General features: G+C 47.5%; 16 protein-coding genes. 15 read left to right on the forward strand and 1 reads right to left on the reverse strand.

Annotated elements, in window-relative coordinates:
- The first annotated feature begins 270 nt into the window (after window positions 1-270).
- The 15 genes from nuoG to WCO51_01295 all read left to right on the forward strand — a co-directional run bounded on the left by nuoG (window position 271) and on the right by WCO51_01295 (window position 16,730).
- Entirely contained in the window at window positions 271-2,592 is a 2,322-nt protein-coding gene (gene nuoG, locus WCO51_01225) for an NADH-quinone oxidoreductase subunit NuoG (GenBank protein MEI6511881.1), read from the forward strand.
- Between the two features lie 57 nt (window positions 2,593-2,649).
- Window positions 2,650-3,906, forward strand: coding sequence for a complex I subunit 1 family protein (locus WCO51_01230; GenBank protein MEI6511882.1), 1,257 nt, complete (start codon window positions 2,650-2,652; stop codon window positions 3,904-3,906).
- 185 nt (window positions 3,907-4,091) lie between these two features.
- On the forward strand, window positions 4,092-4,595 hold the full coding sequence (locus WCO51_01235; GenBank protein MEI6511883.1) for an NADH-quinone oxidoreductase subunit J: 504 nt from the start codon (window positions 4,092-4,094) through the stop codon (window positions 4,593-4,595).
- A 1-nt stretch (window position 4,596) separates the two neighbouring features.
- Complete coding sequence (gene nuoK / locus WCO51_01240; GenBank protein ID MEI6511884.1) at window positions 4,597-4,929, forward strand: NADH-quinone oxidoreductase subunit NuoK; 333 nt, start codon at window positions 4,597-4,599, stop codon at window positions 4,927-4,929.
- Between the two features lies 1 nt (window position 4,930).
- Complete coding sequence (nuoL, locus tag WCO51_01245; protein MEI6511885.1) at window positions 4,931-6,886, forward strand: NADH-quinone oxidoreductase subunit L; 1,956 nt, start codon at window positions 4,931-4,933, stop codon at window positions 6,884-6,886.
- 102 nt (window positions 6,887-6,988) lie between these two features.
- Window positions 6,989-8,608, forward strand: coding sequence for an NADH-quinone oxidoreductase subunit M (locus tag WCO51_01250; protein ID MEI6511886.1), 1,620 nt, complete (start codon window positions 6,989-6,991; stop codon window positions 8,606-8,608).
- Window positions 8,605-9,519, forward strand: coding sequence for a uroporphyrinogen decarboxylase family protein (locus tag WCO51_01255; protein MEI6511887.1), 915 nt, complete (start codon window positions 8,605-8,607; stop codon window positions 9,517-9,519). The genes WCO51_01250 and WCO51_01255 overlap by 4 nt, the downstream gene beginning before the upstream one ends.
- Before the next feature lie 29 nt (window positions 9,520-9,548).
- Window positions 9,549-10,013, forward strand: coding sequence for a four helix bundle protein (locus WCO51_01260; protein MEI6511888.1), 465 nt, complete (start codon window positions 9,549-9,551; stop codon window positions 10,011-10,013).
- A gap of 45 nt (window positions 10,014-10,058) precedes the next feature.
- Window positions 10,059-11,582 (forward strand): NADH-quinone oxidoreductase subunit N, encoded by a 1,524-nt coding sequence (locus tag WCO51_01265; GenBank protein MEI6511889.1) that lies wholly within the window; start codon window positions 10,059-10,061, stop codon window positions 11,580-11,582.
- A 367-nt stretch (window positions 11,583-11,949) separates the two neighbouring features.
- Window positions 11,950-13,066, forward strand: a protein-coding gene (gene prfB / locus WCO51_01270) for a peptide chain release factor 2 (protein MEI6511890.1) whose coding sequence is annotated in 2 segments (ribosomal slippage) — window positions 11,950-12,018 and window positions 12,020-13,066 — 1,116 coding nt in all. Because the reading frame shifts where the segments join, the coding sequence is not laid out codon by codon here.
- Window position 13,067: 1 nt separating this feature from the next.
- Window positions 13,068-13,712 carry a 5'-nucleotidase gene (locus tag WCO51_01275; protein ID MEI6511891.1) on the forward strand — a complete coding sequence of 215 codons (645 nt, stop codon included), beginning with the start codon at window positions 13,068-13,070 and terminating at the stop codon, window positions 13,710-13,712.
- Complete coding sequence (locus WCO51_01280) at window positions 13,709-14,617, forward strand: M28 family peptidase (protein MEI6511892.1); 909 nt, start codon at window positions 13,709-13,711, stop codon at window positions 14,615-14,617. The genes WCO51_01275 and WCO51_01280 overlap by 4 nt, the downstream gene beginning before the upstream one ends.
- Before the next feature lie 157 nt (window positions 14,618-14,774).
- The gene (locus tag WCO51_01285) at window positions 14,775-15,332 is read left to right on the forward strand and encodes an MBL fold metallo-hydrolase (protein MEI6511893.1); all 558 of its coding nucleotides are present in this window, start codon (window positions 14,775-14,777) and stop codon (window positions 15,330-15,332) included.
- A 242-nt stretch (window positions 15,333-15,574) separates the two neighbouring features.
- Entirely contained in the window at window positions 15,575-16,240 is a 666-nt protein-coding gene (locus WCO51_01290; GenBank protein MEI6511894.1) for a hypothetical protein, read from the forward strand.
- A gap of 19 nt (window positions 16,241-16,259) precedes the next feature.
- Complete coding sequence (locus WCO51_01295; GenBank protein ID MEI6511895.1) at window positions 16,260-16,730, forward strand: hypothetical protein; 471 nt, start codon at window positions 16,260-16,262, stop codon at window positions 16,728-16,730.
- Here the strand turns inward: WCO51_01295 and lnt are convergent.
- Window positions 16,717-17,660 (reverse strand): apolipoprotein N-acyltransferase (lnt, locus tag WCO51_01300; GenBank protein ID MEI6511896.1); only part of this gene is annotated, 944 nt, incomplete at its 5' end. The genes WCO51_01295 and lnt overlap by 14 nt on opposite strands.

Genomic DNA, 17,660 nt, shown 5'->3' on the forward strand with positions numbered 1-17,660 from the left:
ATCCTAGCCGATGACCCAGAAGCCAGAAAAATGATGCCCAAGGGAACGCCGTGATACAGGTGTTAGGTGATAGGTTCTAGGTGATGGGTACGGATTCTGGGATTAAGGGGCCAGTGGGCGAAGCCCCCTACATTCCGAAGCTTTTGCGAAGGTGTGGAATCTGTCAGGAAGGTTTTGGAGGAGATTGCCACGGGCACGAGGCATCCCTCGCAATGACACAGTAAGACTTTGTGTAGGGGCGACTAAGTGGGGCGTCCATCAGGAAGCTGAATGCTGATAGCTAAAAGCTTCCCAGCTAAAACTGAGGTACGAATGTCTGAGGAACAGAAAGAGAAGTTGGGGCCGGAAGAAGTTACGGTTACCATTAATAATGTTGAACTAAGGGTGCCTAAGGGGGAATTGATGGTCGAGGCCGCTAAGCGGCTGGGCATCGATATTCCTATCTTTTGCTATCACCCACGCATGTCTCCGGTGGGGATGTGCCGAATGTGCCTGGTTGAAATAGGCTCCAAACAGCCTGATGGTTCCGTCCGAATGAATCCCAAACCTCAGACTGCTTGCACACTTCCTGCCAGTGAGGGCATGATCATGTTCACCGACACCGAACAGATCATAAAAGACCGCAAAGGCATAATTGAATTTTTGCTTATAAATCACCCTCTAGACTGCCCTGTCTGCGATCGAGGCGGGGAATGTCCTCTACAGAACAACACTCTTTTTTATGGTCCGGGTAAATCGCGTTATATCGAAGATAAGCGCCATCTCGTTAAAGCCTTTCCATTAAGCGATTATGTGGTGCTCGATCGGGAGCGATGTATTCAGTGTGCCCGATGCACAAGATTTACTGAGGAAATTTCAGGAGATGGGCAACTAGCGTTCAATTTCCGTGGGGCCAATACGATGGTCTCTAGCTTTGAAGACACCCGTTTCACCAGCTTTTTCAGCGGTAACGTCATTGAGATTTGTCCTGTAGGAGCGCTTACAAGCCGAACCTATCGTTTTCGCGCTCGCCCATGGGATATTTTGAAACGAAAGACTCTCTGCTCGCTTTGCTCGAATGGTTGTAATGTCTGGTTCGATGTGCGCCTGAACAAGCTTATGCGAATTAACGGGCGGGTGAATGAGGCAGTTAATGAAGAGTGGACATGCGATAGAGGCAAATTCCATTCCTACTATGTGAACAGTGATAAGCGCCTCACACAACCGTTGATACGCAAAGCATCGGGGCTAGAACCGGCGACCTGGCCGGAGGCTTATGATCTGATTTTGAATAAGTTTATGGAAGCGGTCAACGCGGCTGGGCCGAATGCGATTGCCGGACTGGGTGGCGAGCGAACGACGAATGAAGACAACTGGATGTTCCAGAAGTTCTTTAGAGCAGGTTTTGGTTCAAATAATCTCGACCATCGAATGCACCGCAATCAACTTTCGATACTCGATGGGATGTACGTCAAACTGGGTGTGCCGTCGACCCAGAATTCGATTGAAAGTTTGGAAAAGGCGAAAGCTATTTTTGTTCTCGGTTCAGAACTGATTACCGAGCAGCCGATTATCTATCTACGCGCGCGGAAAGCATGGCTCAGACATGGCGCTCGTGTAATAACAGCCAACCCAATCCCCACCGCTTCGGAGCACTTCAGCGAAGTCTCAATGCAATACAAGCTTGGGGAAGAAGATGCTTTAGTCCGTGGATTGCTTCATCAGTTGCTTAATGGAGTGATGCCTGAGGAGCGCTTGAGTAATGTAGGCGAGCTTCGGAAGGAAATGAGCGAATATACGGCGGAGTGGACTAAGAAAGAGGCTGGGATCAGTCCCGATGAGTTGCAGCACGCCGCTAAAATCCTTGCTGAATCAGATGGCGCAGTGATTTTGGCCGGAGCTGGCGTTCAGGACAACCCCCATATTAAGCAATTGCTTGATGATTTGATAAAATTGACGACTGTGGTAGGCAATAAGAATGGCGGTTTGAACCTGATGCTCCCCTCATGCAATTCGCATGGAGCGATGGATATGGGCTTATTGCCGGATGCGCTTCCGGGTTATAAAGCCGTGAGAGATGACCATTCTCGACAGGCTTTCGATACGCTCTGGGATACAACGATTTTGAATGAGCAGGGATTAGGGATGCAGGGCATATTTGAAGCAACAATGGCGGGGTTAACCCGATGTTTGTATCTAGTTGGCTGCAACCCTTTAACCAGATACTATGACATTGACCTTGCTAAACGGGCTTTGGAAGCCGCTCCCTTTGTAGTAGTACAGGATATTGTCGAAAACGAACTGATGGATTATGCCGATGTGGTGCTGCCTGCAGCTGCCTATTCAGAGAAAGAAGGCACTTTCACGAATATTGAACGCCGAGTCCAGAAAACCGAGATATGTGTAACCTCTGCGCCCGATGTGAAGCCCGACTGGAACATTTTCGCTCAGCTTTATCTGCGCTTACAAGCGATGCAAGCCAAGCGTCCCACCCCTCCGCCATTTAGCCCGCGAGAGGTGATGGAAGAGATTTCAAAAGCAGTCCCGCAGTACCAAAATTGTACTTACGACCTCCTGGGAGAGAGCGGAGTGAGATGGGAGGCTAGTACGTAGTTCGTATTACGTATTTCCGGAAACCGGAATACGAACTACGCAATACGTAATACGATCATGATAAACGTCATACTGAATTCACCTTGGTTTTGGGCAATCTTGCGGATAGCGATCGTGCTGGCCGTTCTATTGGCATCGGTGCCTTTTCTTATTCTATGGGAAAGGCGTTTTCTGGGCTTTATGCAGGATCGTCTTGGGCCTAATCGAGTGGGGCCGAAGGGGTTATTGCAGACTATTGCCGATGGAATTAAGCTCTTCTTCAAAGAAGAGATTCGGCCCTACAGCATCGATCCGCTCATCTATTGGCTAGCGCCTATGATAGCTTTAATGCCTGCGTTTGTGGCGTTGGCAACTATTCCATGGGGGCCAACAATCCCAGTTAGAGCAGGGGCGCCATTCAGCTATCTTACACCAGTTGCGAATGTGGATATTGGCATTTTGTGGGTATTAGCGATGTCTTCACTAGGTGTGTACGGCATTGTGCTTGCCGGGTGGTCATCGAATAACAAGTATTCGTTATTAGGCGGGCTTCGCTCATCGGCACAGATTATATCTTATGAGCTGCCAGCTACCCTTGCGCTGGGAACAATTATTTTGACGGTTGGTAGTCTTCAGCTTCCTATGATTGTTGATGCTCAGACCAAGCCTTGGCTTGGAGCCGTGCCGTGGATTTCGAATTGGTTCGCGATCACGCCTTTTGGGTTTGTGGCGTTTATTGTATATGCAATTTGCATGGTTGCCGAAACTAACCGAGCGCCATTTGATCTGCCTGAAGCGGAAAGTGAATTGGTGGCAGGTTTCCACACGGAATACAGCTCGATGAAATTCGCCTCCTTCTATATGGGAGAGTATGCGAATATGATTGTTTTGAGCATGCTCGCAGTGACTGTGTTTTTTGGCGGTTTCAGCTTTATTTTGCCTGTTAATTTGTCGACAATTGCGTCGTGGTTGACGTTGCATGGTGTCGGATGGTTAGCAAGACCAGTGAATTTTGTAGGTGGGCCATATTTAGCTTGGATTTGGTTCATAGGCAAGGTGTTTTTGATGTTCTCGGCCTATATTTGGATACGCGCAACGTTGCCGCGCTTGCGCTATGACCAGTTGATGGCCTTAAGCTGGCAAGGGTTGCTGCCGCTTACGCTGATTCTTTTAGGTTTGGTAATGACCTGGTTAACCTTCGGCTGGCAGATTGCGATAATTCCGGCAGTTTTGATAATAGCGGTGGCGGCGATAGCTTCAATTCGATACAGGAAATCGCCCAAATCCACCGCACGAACATTAACAATGTACAAAGAAGCAGAGCCTTTGGTTTAGGTGAAACGGATCGAAGCAAGAAGCAAGAAGAACGATTCGGAATTTCCCCCTTTCCAAGGGGGAATACAAAGGGGTCAGTCAGGAAGGTTTTGGAGGGGGTTGCTTCGGCACAATCATCCTCGCAATGACACGGAAATGAGAGAAAAGAGCCGGCGAGATACTGGCGCTACGGGGATTAAGTGAACATGCTTAGTGGTGAAATTGTTTGGTTTTGGGTACTTGCTGTGATCGCGATTGGATCAGCGATTAGCGTGGTGGCGTTTGCCAATCCTGTGCGCAGCGTGTTGTTTTTGGTCGTCAACTTTTTGACGTTAGCCGCGCTCTATTTCACCCTTCAAGCCCAGTTCATTGGGGCAGCGCAGATTATCGTGTATGTCGGGGCTATTCTGGTGCTGTTTCTGTTTGTGATTATGCTTCTGAACTTGGGAGCGCCGGAATTGTTGCGTGAACGGGGAGAAATTAAGAAACCGATTGCAGTGCTGTTGGGGCTATTCTTTTTGGCTTTTATTGGCTTTCAAGTCGCAACGGCAGTGAGTGCGAGACCACCGATAGCTCCGGGGGGTATCGGAACTGCAGAGACAATCGGAATTGGGCTTTTTACACAGTGGGTGTTCCCATTTGAAGTCACTTCGGTGTTACTGCTGGTCGGCATCATCGGGTCGATTTTATTGGCGAAAAGGAAGATATGACATGGTGCCTTTGAACGCTTATCTGACTCTATCGGCAGCATTGTTTATAATCGGCGCCATCGGTGTCGTGGTCAAACGCAACCCGATTGTGATGTTCATGTGCATCGAGTTGATGCTGAATGCTGTTAATCTTACATTTATAGCGTTCGCGCGTTTTCACTCGGGTAGTGCGTTGGTGCCGGCTCATGAAGCTCAAGTAGCCGGTCAGATGTTTGCGATTTTTGTAATGGTTGTTGCCGCTGCGGAAGTTGCTGTTGGACTAGGAATTATCGTGTCCATCTTCCGTCTGCGCGAAAATATCGATGTGGATGAGCTTAGTATTTTGAGAGGGTAGGATGCCTGAGAAAGCTTTTAATTTAATATGGCTGGTTCCTCTGTTGCCGTTGTTTGGCTTCTTGTTTAATGCCTTTTTAGGCAAACGAGTTGGCCGAACGGTCGTGGCATGGGTAGGCCCCGCTGTGGTTTTGGCAGCATGTGCCGTCTCGGTTTATATCCTGATGGCGCTACTTCGCCTGCCGCAAGACAGCCAGTTGTTCATCAGGCAATGGTTCACCTGGATCGATGTCGGCAACCTGAATATTCCTTTTGAATTCCGCATAGACCCTCTTTCGATGTTGATGTGTTTGGTTGTGACTGGCGTCGGCGGCTTAATTCATATCTATGCGACGGGCTATATGGCTGACGATCCTGATTTCTCACGGTTCTTTACTTATTTCAACCTGTTCATCGCATTCATGTTGACCCTGGTGCTTGCGAATAATCTATTGGTGATGTTCATTGGTTGGGAAGGCGTGGGGCTTTGTTCTTATCTGTTGATTTCCTTCTGGTACAAGGATTTAGTGAATGCAAGGTCGGGAAATAAGGCTTTCATCGTTAATCGTATTGGAGATGTCGGGTTCCTGCTGGGGATATTCGCTCTATTTACCCTTCTAACGAGCAGTGGTATCGATGGCAGGGTGCTTTCGTTTGATATTCTTTCAAAACAGGCGATGGATGTTTTCAGAGCGAATCCAGGATGGACAACCACTATTGCACTGCTCTTTTTGTTGGGTGCAACCGGCAAGTCGGCGCAGCTTCCCCTTTATTTCTGGCTTCCGGACGCTATGGCCGGCCCAACTCCTGTTTCCGCGCTGATTCATGCAGCGACCATGGTGACTGCGGGTGTATTCCTGTTGTCACGAATGCACTTTTTATTCGAGCTATCTCAAGTAGCGATGCTAACGGTGGCGATTGTCGGGGCGTCAACAGCTTTCTTTGCAGCAACCATTGCCATCGGCCAGACGGATATCAAGAAGGTTTTGGCCTTTTCGACCGTCAGTCAGATTGGCTTCATGTTCCTGGCTTGTGGGGCGGGAGCATTCAACACGGGTATGTTTCATGTCACAACACACGCGTTCTTCAAGGCACTCTTATTCCTTGCTGCCGGTTCGGTTATCTTAGCGATGCACCATGCCCAGGACATGCGCCATTTCGGTGCTTTGGCTAAGCCGTTAAAAATTACTTATTGGACAACAATGTGCGCTTGGTTGGCTATTGCCGGGATATTCCCGTTTGCGGGTTATTATTCTAAAGACGAGATTTTGGCAAAAACACTCAGCTCACCAGTGCTTGGCACTGATGCAGGGCATATTCTTTACTGGGTCGCTTTGATAACTGCGCTCTTAACGGCGTTTTATATGACCCGAATGATGGGATTGACCTTCTGGGATTCGAAACGATGGGAAAAAAGCAGTGAGCCGAAACACGGCGTAATTACCCCGCACGAACCAGGCTGGTCGATATTGTTCCCGTTGGTGGCGCTAGCTATATTATGCGCTGTCGGCGGATGGGCGTTGGCTAATCATGGGGCGATTGATGGGTTCTTAGCTTCGGCAACAAGTTCTGCTGAAGCGCCTGCTGAAGAAGTGAACGTATCAAGTACAGCGCTGGGCGTGGCAGTTCTTGGCATTCTAATGGGGTTAGCTCTTTATGCACGCCGATTTCCTAAGTTTGAAAAAGACCTTTCCGGCCTCTTTGGTTTACAGCGATTAGCGAGTAAGCAGTGGGGCTATGATTGGTTTATGACGAATTTCCTTGGTCTAAAGGTAGGCTCGATGGTTGGAACTGCCTGTGCGGCTTTTGATACTTATGTGATCGATGGCGCAGTTAATGGAGTTGCCAAGGTGTTCGGCGGCCTCAGCCTAGGGTTCCGAAGAGCGCAAACCGGCTACGTCCGAAGCTATGCTTTTGTGATGCTCTTTGGCGTGATTTGTATTCTAGTAGCAGTGTATTTCTTGGGATTTAGAAGATGAGATATTGCGTATTGCGTAGTACGTATTACGTATCCGGAATCCGGAGAATACGCAATACGCAATACGTACTACTTCTGATAGCTTTGAAGGAAAGTGAACTGAATGGATTTCTATTGGTCGCATATTCTTAGTATCGTTTTGTTCGCACCAATGGTGGGGGCGGTGTTGATTGCGTTTCTGCCGCGTGAGAATTCAAAGGCGATACGTTATACGGCGCTTGGGTTTAGCGTACTGACATTCGCACTGTCCGTGCCGCTATTCTTCAGCTATATGGGGACACTTTCCGGTTTCCAATTTGTTGAGATAGCTCCCTGGATCAGGGAGTGGGGGATTAGCTACCATATCGGAATAGACGGCATTAGTATCCTTCTCGTCCTTCTGACAACATTTATGAGCATCCTGGCGATTTGGTTCTCGTTTTACGTCCAAAACCGCATTAAAGAATACATGTTCTTCTTCTTGCTTCTGGAAACAGGAATGCTGGGCGTATTTATGGCGCTGGATTTAGTGTTGTTCTATGTTTTCTGGGAGCTGACGCTTATTCCGATGTACTTTATTATCGGGATCTGGGGTGGGGCGAACCGACTATATGCGGCTATCAAGTTCTTCATCTACACCTTCGCCGGCTCGCTGTTTATGCTGATTGCGATTGTGGCGATCTATTACATTCATCTCAACGCGACTGGGGTGTCTTCATTTAACTTGATTGATATTCAGCGTGTGTTGGCGAATGGGCAAATTGCTCCGAAAGTCGAGCTTTGGCTATTTATTGCATTCGCTTTGGCATTTGCTATTAAGGTGCCGTTGTTCCCCTTCCACACTTGGCTTCCTGATGCCCATGTAGAGGCTCCTACGGCAGGTTCTGTGCTGCTTGCGGCTGTCCTGCTGAAGATGGGGACCTATGGCTTCCTGCGCTTCTGCCTGCCGCTTTTCCCTGATGCTTCACAAGCTGCAGTTCCTTGGATGATGGGCTTGTCGGTAATTGGCATTACTTATGGTGCAATTGTGGCAGCGATGCAGCAGGATTTGAAAAAACTGGTCGCTTATTCCTCTGTTGCGCACCTTGGGTTTGTAATGCTTGGAATGTTTGCGCTCAATCAGCAGGGGATCACCGGCAGCGTCCTTCAAATGGTCAATCACGGCATCTCCACCGGCGCTTTGTTCTTGCTGGTGGGCATTCTTTATGAACGAACGCACACCCGCTCTTTTAAAGATTTTGGTGGCCTCAAGGCGCAGATGCCGATTTATGCCGCGCTATTTCTTGTCATTATGCTTTCATCAGTGGGATTGCCAAGCACGAATGGGTTCGTGGGCGAGTTCCTTTGCCTTATCGGAGCGTTCCATACGAACTTTTTAGGCCTTTATGGGACAAATCTTTGGTTTGTCGTGTTGGCATCTCTGGGAGTTGTGCTTGCAGCGGTGTATTTACTTTGGATGTATCAAAAAGTATTCTATGGCCCGAACGATAATCCTAAGAACCAAAACCTGCCTGATGTCAAATGGTGGGAGGGCGTGATCGTCGCCTCGCTGATTGCGCTTGTTTTTTGGATTGGGCTTTATCCGAAGGCTTTAACTGATAAAATGGAAGTATCGGTAGCGCATGTTATTAGCCAGACGACACTCGATCGAGGCGCACGCCCCGCGTGGTCTGAGATGACTTTTAAACAGATGAAAGTCAAAAAGCCTGCCACAAAACTTGCTGTTAAGGAGAATGACCAATGACCTCAAGAGAACGTATTTTTTCAGCGGTGAAGGGTGAAATCCCTGACCGCATTCCATTTTCGATGTGGTATCACTTCCGTTTAACGCCGCCTGCGGGGGCTAACATGGCGCAAGCGGAATTGGAATTTTATGATAGATATAAACCCGACATGCTTAAGGTCATGCATGATATTCCCTACGAGCCAGTTGGTCCTATTCGAGAAGTAACGGATTGGGCTAATTTGCCTGAACTTGATCCAACGGACGGCAACTTTGGCAAACAGCTTGAGACACTTAAGATGATTAGGGCAGGTCTTGATGATAACGTCCCGATGATTGACACTGTTTTTGGGGTTTACAATTATGCCGATAAGTTATCCAATGGCAGACTGCTCGACCATCTAACGATCGATCCCGATGTAGTTGGCAGAGGATTATGCTCAATTGCCGTTTCTCTTGAGCGTTATGCGAAGGCATGTATTGAAGCTGGTTGTGAGGGCATTTATTATGCTCTCACAGGCGCATCGGCTGAAGGTGAAACAGCCGAGATTTATAAGAAGTATTTTCTTGAATACGACCGACTGATCTTATCGGCCGTCAAAGATGCGCCATTAAGTGTCATTCACTTGCATGGCTATAAGAACCTCTATTTCGATTTGATCCACGAGTTGCCCGCTTCTGTCATCTGCTGGAGCGATCGGGCTGCTGAACCAAATTTATCGGTAGCAAGGACTATCCATAGCGGCTGCCTGATGGGTGGTCTGGATGAGACAAAAGTCGCCGAGATGAGTATCGAACAAATACAAGAACAAGCCCGAGATGCCATCCGCCAGATTGACGGCAAAAGTTTCATCTTAGCTCCCGGCTGTGCAATCCCTGAATACTCCGCCGCAAAGGTATCTGAGGCGTTAGCGGGGCTTCGTAGTGCGTAGTGCGTATTACGTATTTCGGAAGTGGCTAGATGCTAAATGAAAAATTAATGGATTACAACATGTGGGAGGCGACAGTACCGGCAGTTATTCGGAACGATGTGCTTTGGAAGCAAAAGGTATATCGGTTGGGCTTGTACGTTGCTGAAATTGGCTGGCAGGATGTTTCAAAGCTGGTTAAGGATCGTCGGACAATTTCCATTGCGGATCAGCTAAATAGAGCTTTAGGCTCCATAAGTGCGAATATTGCAGAGGGATATAGCAGGGGGTCGGGGAAAGATAGATGTCGCTTTTATGAATATGCTTTAGGTTCGGCACGGGAAGCGCGCGATTGGTACTATAAGGCGCGGCACATACTTGGCGAAGATGAGGTTTTAGAACGGATGGAGCAATTATCTCAAATAGCGCGCTTGCTTCTAACGATGCTACCATCTGAACGAGATATTGCATTCAGAGAAGATCAAGGAACATATGAAGTAGGCTCAGAACACAAATGATGAGCCTGTTTGAATACGCAATACGCAATACGAAAAGAATTAAACATGAACATACAGTTACCTGATGTAAATATATGGGCGTTGGCGCCGTTTTTGATCGTGGTGATCACGGGGGCGGTTGTGCTCTTCTGGGATTTGGCATTTCGGCCTAAGAGTAACAATGCGCTTATTCTCGTATCGCTACTTGGATTAGCGGTGGCGATTATTGCCTGTTCTTACATCTGGAGCCATGAGCTTTGGACTTCCAGCTTCAATAACTCGATTATGAACGACCAGATTGGGATTGTGTTTAATATCATCCTGCTTGGCGTTACGATACTGGCAGTGCTGTTTTCAGAACCTTACCTTGAAGCCAAAGGAATCAATTTCAGCGAGTTCTACCCGATGGTGCTCTTTACCACTGCGGGCGCAATGTTGATGATCTCCAGCCTCGATTTAATCGTCGTGTTCTTGGGGCTAGAGACGCTTTCACTTTCGCTTTATGTGCTTACTGGGCTATCACGTACTGAAGAGCGGTCGGGTGAGGCGGCGATAAAGTATTTCCTTTTGGGTTCTTTTGCGAGCTGTTTCTTTTTGTATGGAATTGCGCTTGTGTATGGGGCGACCGGTTCGACACGGCTCGATATCGCTTTTGGGATATTAAATAGCGCGACACCTGACCAGATGACCCTGCTCATTGCCGGTATTGCGCTGTTATTGGTTGGGTTTGGTTTCAAGGGGGCCTTTGTTCCATTCCATATGTGGACGCCGGATGTGTATCAAGGGGCGCCGACTTCGATAACAGGTTATATGGCGGCGGCAGTGAAAGTTGCGGTTTTTGCTTCACTGCTGAGGGTTGTTCTGGCGATGCCTTCGCTAATTCATATCTGGCAGCCGATATTGTTCGTGATAGCTCTATTAACCATGACCGGCGGCAATATTGTGGCGATTATGCAAAAGGATGCTAAGCGCATGTTGGCGTATTCGAGCATCGCGCAGGCAGGTTATATTCTTATTGGAATAATCGCCCATAACCCGCTTGGGATTAGCGCAACGATTTACTACACGATGGCTTATAGTCTTATGACGATAGGCGCATTTGCGGTGGTAAGCCTTATGACCCTTCAAGGGAAGGAAAGCACCGCGATAAGCGACATGACCGGCTTATGGAAAACCCACCCGTTAGCGGCTGTGCTGATGGTTCTGTTCATGGCTTCTCTTGCTGGAATTCCTCCTACTGCCGGTTTCTTCGGCAAGTTCAACCTATTCCAAGCAGCAATCCAAGCTTCGCAGACAAATCCAGGTCCTATTGGAGGCGTCGGCCAAATCACATTAGCCTTCGCATTAGCCGTCAATAGCGCCATTAGTCTTTTCTTCTACGTTGGGCTAATTGTTCCGATGTACGTCCGAGACCCCGAACCTGGCTTACCCGTCCCAAGCCGAATGCGTCCAGGCATGCTTATTACAGTATTAGCCTGCGCCATAGGGGTTCTCTATACCGGCTTAGCCTACTCACAAGTAAATCATTACTTCACAAAAGCCGCCAATTCAGCTTCGCAATCGATGACACAAATTATGAGGGGTAAGTAGAGTTATCCCTCGTTGCGCCGGCATCTCGGCGGCTCTCTTTTTATGTTTTCCGCGTCATTGCGAGGATGATTGTGCCGAAGCAACCTCCTCCAAAACCTTCCGGAAGATTCCTCGTTTATGCTCGGAATGATGTTCTATTAAGACGTATGGGCTTCGCCCCCCCCTCCATAGAATAGGGGAAATGTCCGGAATACGAAATACGTACTACGTAATAGGTTTCTAGGTCTTTTGTCCCTTTTTTGATTTTATTAGTGGATTATTGGATGTTTTTGGCGTCTAATGATATTGGAGGGTCGGATTGCAGCCGAAAGGCTTAGCTAGGTTCAATGGTACAATTAGTGCAAGAGATAGAATTGGAGTTGAAAAAATGATACCTGAATTAGAATTAGCGATTGAACATGGGCGGGAGAGGTTGTTGGCGATCGGAGACTATCTTTGACGTCACTAAACTTAAGACGCAGATAGTTGAGTTTGAAAATAGAACAACCGAGAACGAATTTTGGAGCGATCCTGATTCCGCTAATAAGATTCTACAAGAATTAGCGAGGCTTCGCGAACGCTTAAGCCCATACGAGGGCTTGATGAAGGCGATGGACGATTTGGATGAATGGCGCTCGCTTGCAGAGGATTCGCCTGATCCAGGTGTTGAGGCTGAAATTGAGCGACAGGCGAATAGCATCTTGATGCAGTTGAATGACGTCGAGATGGCAACACTCCTTGGTGGAGAGCATGACAGGAGTAACGCCGTTCTCGAAGTGAATGCCGGAGCAGGTGGAACTGAAGCAACAGACTGGGCAGCGATGCTGCTTCGAATGTATATGCGCTGGGCACAAAATCGTACGTTCTCGATTGAAATTGTTGACGAGACTCCTGGAGACGTTACTGGTTACCGAACAGTAAGTTTAGTGGTTGAAGGGGCATTCGCTTATGGTTACCTTAAAGGTGAAGCGGGTGTGCACCGATTGGTGAGGATTTCTCCGTTCAATGCGGCGGGCAAAAGGCAGACGTCGTTTGCCAGAGTATCGGTGCTTCCAGAAGTTGAAGGGGGCGCGGTTGATATCAAATCGGATGACTTGAGAGTCGACACTTTCCGTGCAAGCGGCGCTGGAGGCCAGCACGTTAACAAGACGGATTCGGCAGTAAGAATTACGCACATTCCAACTGGAATCGTGGTTAGTTGTCAGAACGAGCGTTCGCAATTTAAGAACCGCGCAACGGCAATGAAGGTTCTTGAAGCGCGACTTGCAGTTTTGGAACGAAATAAAACGGAACAGACGTTAAGTGAACTAAGGGGCGAAGTTGCATCAGCCGACTGGGGGCACAGCATACGTTCTTATGTGCTCCAGCCTTATACGGTCGTTAAGGATGTTCGTACAGATTTTGAAACGGGAAATGCACAGGGAGTGTTAGATGGAGACTTAGATGGATTTATCGAATCCTACCTGAGATCCCTGAGCAAGGATGCGGCCGGGAGGAGTAGCTAAAATGCGAAAGATAGTAATGCTTATGGTTGGCGCCTTAATGGTGCTGCCGCTTTGGGCCGTGACACAAACCATTAAGAACCCTCAAAACATAAATACAGATAATATTTTAACCGAGTCCAACCAATGGGCTCAGGTGATGGTTGATTCGATGCGATCTCAAGCGAAGACGGATGCGGCTTTTTTAGCCGCCGGTTTCTTCGCCGATGTCGCTCTTCCAGCTGGAGATATTCCGATTAGCGATGTTATTAAGGTGTTACAATATCCTGATGACCAGGTGGTTGTTTTAACACTTCGCGGCGAGCAGATCAAAGCGGCATTTGAACGTTCACTTGGATTACTGCCACAGCGAAACAGCGCTTTCCTGCAAGTCTCGGGCATGAAAGTGGAATATAACCCGAAAGCTGCTTCAGGTTCGCGAGTTACGAGTATAACAATCGGAGATCGTGACATTGTTCCGACGGAACAGTACACGATTGCGACAAGTGCACCTTTAGCGCGAGGGGCATTGGGTTACTTCCGCATCTGGGAAAAGAGCCAAATTACTCGCAATACTGAGCAGACTATCGAAGAGGGAGTAAAGGGATTTCTAGCTGATAAAAAGACACTTCCTTTAGACAACAAACCGCGAGTTATAGGCAAGCCATGAGGGGATTCGCTCTTCTTATAACCTGTTTGGCGATCATTGGCTGCAGTTCGCCTCCCAAGATTTCGGCTGTTACCAGACCATCTTTTTCTTTCGATGGCGATAAATCTTATGAACTTTTGAAAAAACAGGTTTCTATCGGGCCGAGAGTGCCTGGTACGAGTTCGCACACCGAAACGTTGAATTTCATTGAAACCGAATTGAAAAAGTATGTGAACAGAGTAGAGTTGCAAAGTTTTAGTCATCTTTATAAAGGACGGCAGTACACTCTTACCAACATTATCGGGTTCACAGATCCGAGTGCGAAACGGCAAATTTTGCTATGCGCCCATTGGGACACTCGGCCGACCGCTGAGAATGATTTTGATCTATCGAAGCGCAAACAGCCGATTGATGGGGCGAATGATGGGGCTTCAGGAGTAGCGGTTTTACTGGAATTGGCTAGGGTCTTGAAGGAAAAATCGCCAAAAGTTGGCGTGATTTTCGTGTTCTTTGATGGGGAAGACTTGGGTGATTATCCCAAGAATATGTTGCTCGGTTCTAAGTATTATGCAAAGCATATGTTGGAGCCACGACCCGACAAGGGCATCTTGGTGGATATGGTAGGTTCTGTTAACCTATTGATGACTAGGGAAATCAACTCTATTCAAGCGGCGCCGGACTTAGTTGATAAAATATATAGTGTTGCTAATCGTTTGGGATATGCCAAGGTGTTCCCTGTGGATGCTATTCCTGATGAGATAGATGATGATCATGTTCCTATGATTAAGGCAGGGGTTCCCACTATAGACCTGATTGATTTTAATTATCCGTTCTGGCATACAACTAGGGACACGGTAGACAAATGTAGCGCGCGATCGCTTAAAGTAGTTGGCTCGGTTCTGGAGATCTACTTAAGCGAACAATAAATAAAGCTGCAGGGCGACGTTGAGGTGGCTTCGCTTCCATCGGCGTTGTTCAGTATTGTTATAAGTTGTGGAGCAGAACATTCGGAATACGAAACGGCCCCGTACTTCAGCAGACTCCTAGAACGATGAAGCACATAGAGAAACTGTTTGGGCGATCATGAAAATACTGAACCTTATAGATCGTAACAAGAACACTTGCTATACAGGCAATGCATATCTGGTGACCGGCGACTGGAAAACCATTGAGGATGTCAACACCATAGTGGATGTGGGACGAGATCCCGATATCATATCAGCAATTGCTGAGGCGTCAACCGGCATAGGCAAGAAGCGTATAGCCCAAGTAATCCTTACTCACAACCATTACGACCATGTAACTATGTTGGATGAGATACGAGAGATCTATTCGCCGGTTGTCTGTGCCTATTCGCGCAATTTTCCGGGTGTTGACCGCGTGCTGCACGATGGGGATATGTTGCGCTGTGGAGATAGGGACTTCAGGGTGATCTGGGCCCCGGGTCACAGCTCTGATTCCCTCTGCTTGTATTGCCAAGCTGACGGCGTTCTGTTTACAGGTGACAACCCCCCTATCCTGGAAAATCGTGACCGAGGGCATTCAAACGAGTTTCTCGCCGCTATGGACTACATCGCTAGATTGGATGTACGCGTGGTTTACCCTGGCCACGGGCCGCCAATAGTATTAAAACCCCGCTGATTAATGAACGTCGTTTCGATGCTTTGGTTTCTTGCGATTGGAGCTGGAGCAATTTCTCGCTTGAGTGATCCCAAATTAACTTCGGTGTGTCATCTAAAAGCATCATACCGTCTTACTTTCTCCTTCGCCATTTTTGGCGATTGAGAAATATTTTTTTAAATTAAATTATAAGCAGGAATTAAGCCACTAATCGCTAATTAATCTCTTATGAGCAAAATCATATGGATCAGAGAGGAGCCGATATGAAATTAGATAAGCTTGTGCGCATGATCGCTGAGCAAATGGCTTGCTGTAAACAAGAATGCGAAGGCGTTAACTGGGATAAGAACCTGGGTTATATTCCTCGCGTTCCTTTGGCGGATATTAAAGGGTGCGGAAATGGCCCTGGCATGGTTATCGTAGGCATGCATCCCGCGAGAACGTCCTATAACGAAAGAAAGTTAAATTTCAGAAAAGTTTTTTCAGAAAATAACTTTCAGGAAAAACGGGGGGCGCAACTATTAGCGCAGGTTCGTTACTTTGGCCAGATAAGAGAGCTTATCAGGCCATTGGTCGAACGGTTGGGATTTGACGGGCCGATATTGTGGACGGAGATGGTCAAGTGCGAAACCAAAGCCGGCCAGGATATGCCTATGCAAACAAGGCGTATCTGCAGTGCTCTATACTTTCTCGAAGAGATGAAAGCCATTCCAAAAGAATGGCCGCTAGTGGCAGTCGGCCAAAAAGTTTTCGATGCGTTATGCTATCTCTTTCCTGAGCGTCCCATCGTTGGAATCCCACATCCCAGGGCTTCCTCGCGCTACTTCAATAGCCTTAAAAAAGAAGCTCAAACAGGCAATATTCGCATCCCCGTCGAAAGCTGGAAAAACGACGAATACCCCATAGCGGTATGGCTAAAAGCTGAGTGAGAATGAGTGATTTTTGGTTATGAACAAGAAAGTGAAGCAACGAATTATCAGGGGCGTTATAATTCTAATCATTCTTCTTGGAATGCGCTTCTTCATAAGAGCGATTGTTATCGAAGATCAACTCTGCCTTTGTGTGTTAGAAAGTGATTTGCTTAGAGTTCGCGCTTCTGTATGTGAATACGTTAAAGCCCATAGGGGAGTAGTTCCTGAAATGGATTCGTCCTCTTTGCCGTTGTGGTATCGCAAACCTTGGACTGGGGAGGGATTATTCAATTCAATATTTGCTACGGATCCCGCTGAAACTCGTCCTTGGAAATATGTTGTCGATCCGTTAGCTGTCGGCAAACAGCTCGACCAATTAAAGCCAAATGATCCACTTATCATCATCAAGAGTAGAAGCCGCTCAAACAAACTAGGCTTAGACGATGAGAGGGTCTATATTACTGTAAGTGGACATATTGAATATCGAGATATGATTAAACCTCGTTGACGCTCACTTCAGAATCTTCGGCTGTCTCCTTGCGTTTTCTACCGATCGTAATGCTTCCTAATAGGAGAAGAGCGCTGCCGTAGATCACCCAGTCGCCGAACCTCACATATGGGGTTAGTCGATTATATTTATTCGTGGACATTGTTTCGACATGGGAAACTTGACCGCTTGGGAGGATATTCATTCGGCCGTTAGAGGTGATCAGCATTGAAATTCCCGTTGGGGTGACTTGGACGACGGGTCTAGCTGTCTCGACGGCGCGAATAGGCGCTGCCATCGCATGCAGCCATCGAGTTGGTCTATCGAACCAATCATCGTTGATTAAGAAGGCAAAAAACTGAGCGCCATTGAGTGTCATAGATCGCGAGACATCCGGATAAAGGCTCTCAAAGCAAATGGGTGTGCCTATCGCTTCGGAACCGGCTTTTAGAGGATTGTATGTTTTTCCCGGTGTAGCATCGAGTTCAAGGACGTTGAAGGTCGAAAGGAATGGAATCTCATTACGGTAGGGGACATATTCACCAAAGGGAACCAGCCTCACTTTGGTATAGCTGTCCGCAATCGAGCCGTCTTTGGCCAAAAGCACCACCATATTAGAGTATTTTTTATCATTTCCACGATGAGAGCCGAAAATAATCCAATCAGCATTTTTTGCGTGAGATGCTAACGCTTGGCGCCATTCCGCCACTTCATAGGGGTCAACAGGAGAGACACTTTCGGGGAATATGGCTATTCTCGGAATATTGTTCGTCTTTGGCGGCAATGACGAAAGCATACTAAGCATTGTCGTCTCGATATCGCCGTGTATCTGCTGTGTTCTGTGATAATAGGCTTGGTCTATCCCCGTTTGCATAACTGCAACTTCAATTTTATGTTTTGGATTTGCGGTAAGCCATCCTAAGCTATAAGCAAAGAGCATTCCTATCACAA

This window comes from bacterium (assembly GCA_037131655.1).
Taxonomy (GTDB): Bacteria; Armatimonadota; Fimbriimonadia; order Fimbriimonadales; family JBAXQP01; genus JBAXQP01.

What these genes read in the sequence shown, in the direction of transcription:
- nuoG (MEI6511881.1), top strand. Translation starts at nt 271, where the DNA reads ATGCTGATAGCTAAAAGCTTCCCAGCTAAAACTGAGGTACGAATGTCT.
- WCO51_01230 (MEI6511882.1), top strand. Translation starts at nt 2,650, where the DNA reads ATGATAAACGTCATACTGAATTCACCTTGGTTTTGGGCAATCTTGCGG.
- WCO51_01235 (MEI6511883.1), top strand. Translation starts at nt 4,092, where the DNA reads ATGCTTAGTGGTGAAATTGTTTGGTTTTGGGTACTTGCTGTGATCGCG.
- nuoK (MEI6511884.1), top strand. Translation starts at nt 4,597, where the DNA reads ATGGTGCCTTTGAACGCTTATCTGACTCTATCGGCAGCATTGTTTATA.
- nuoL (MEI6511885.1), top strand. Translation starts at nt 4,931, where the DNA reads ATGCCTGAGAAAGCTTTTAATTTAATATGGCTGGTTCCTCTGTTGCCG.
- WCO51_01250 (MEI6511886.1), top strand. Translation starts at nt 6,989, where the DNA reads ATGGATTTCTATTGGTCGCATATTCTTAGTATCGTTTTGTTCGCACCA.
- WCO51_01255 (MEI6511887.1), top strand. Translation starts at nt 8,605, where the DNA reads ATGACCTCAAGAGAACGTATTTTTTCAGCGGTGAAGGGTGAAATCCCT.
- WCO51_01260 (MEI6511888.1), top strand. Translation starts at nt 9,549, where the DNA reads ATGCTAAATGAAAAATTAATGGATTACAACATGTGGGAGGCGACAGTA.
- WCO51_01265 (MEI6511889.1), top strand. Translation starts at nt 10,059, where the DNA reads ATGAACATACAGTTACCTGATGTAAATATATGGGCGTTGGCGCCGTTT.
- WCO51_01275 (MEI6511891.1), top strand. Translation starts at nt 13,068, where the DNA reads ATGCGAAAGATAGTAATGCTTATGGTTGGCGCCTTAATGGTGCTGCCG.
- WCO51_01280 (MEI6511892.1), top strand. Translation starts at nt 13,709, where the DNA reads ATGAGGGGATTCGCTCTTCTTATAACCTGTTTGGCGATCATTGGCTGC.
- WCO51_01285 (MEI6511893.1), top strand. Translation starts at nt 14,775, where the DNA reads ATGAAAATACTGAACCTTATAGATCGTAACAAGAACACTTGCTATACA.
- WCO51_01290 (MEI6511894.1), top strand. Translation starts at nt 15,575, where the DNA reads ATGAAATTAGATAAGCTTGTGCGCATGATCGCTGAGCAAATGGCTTGC.
- WCO51_01295 (MEI6511895.1), top strand. Translation starts at nt 16,260, where the DNA reads ATGAACAAGAAAGTGAAGCAACGAATTATCAGGGGCGTTATAATTCTA.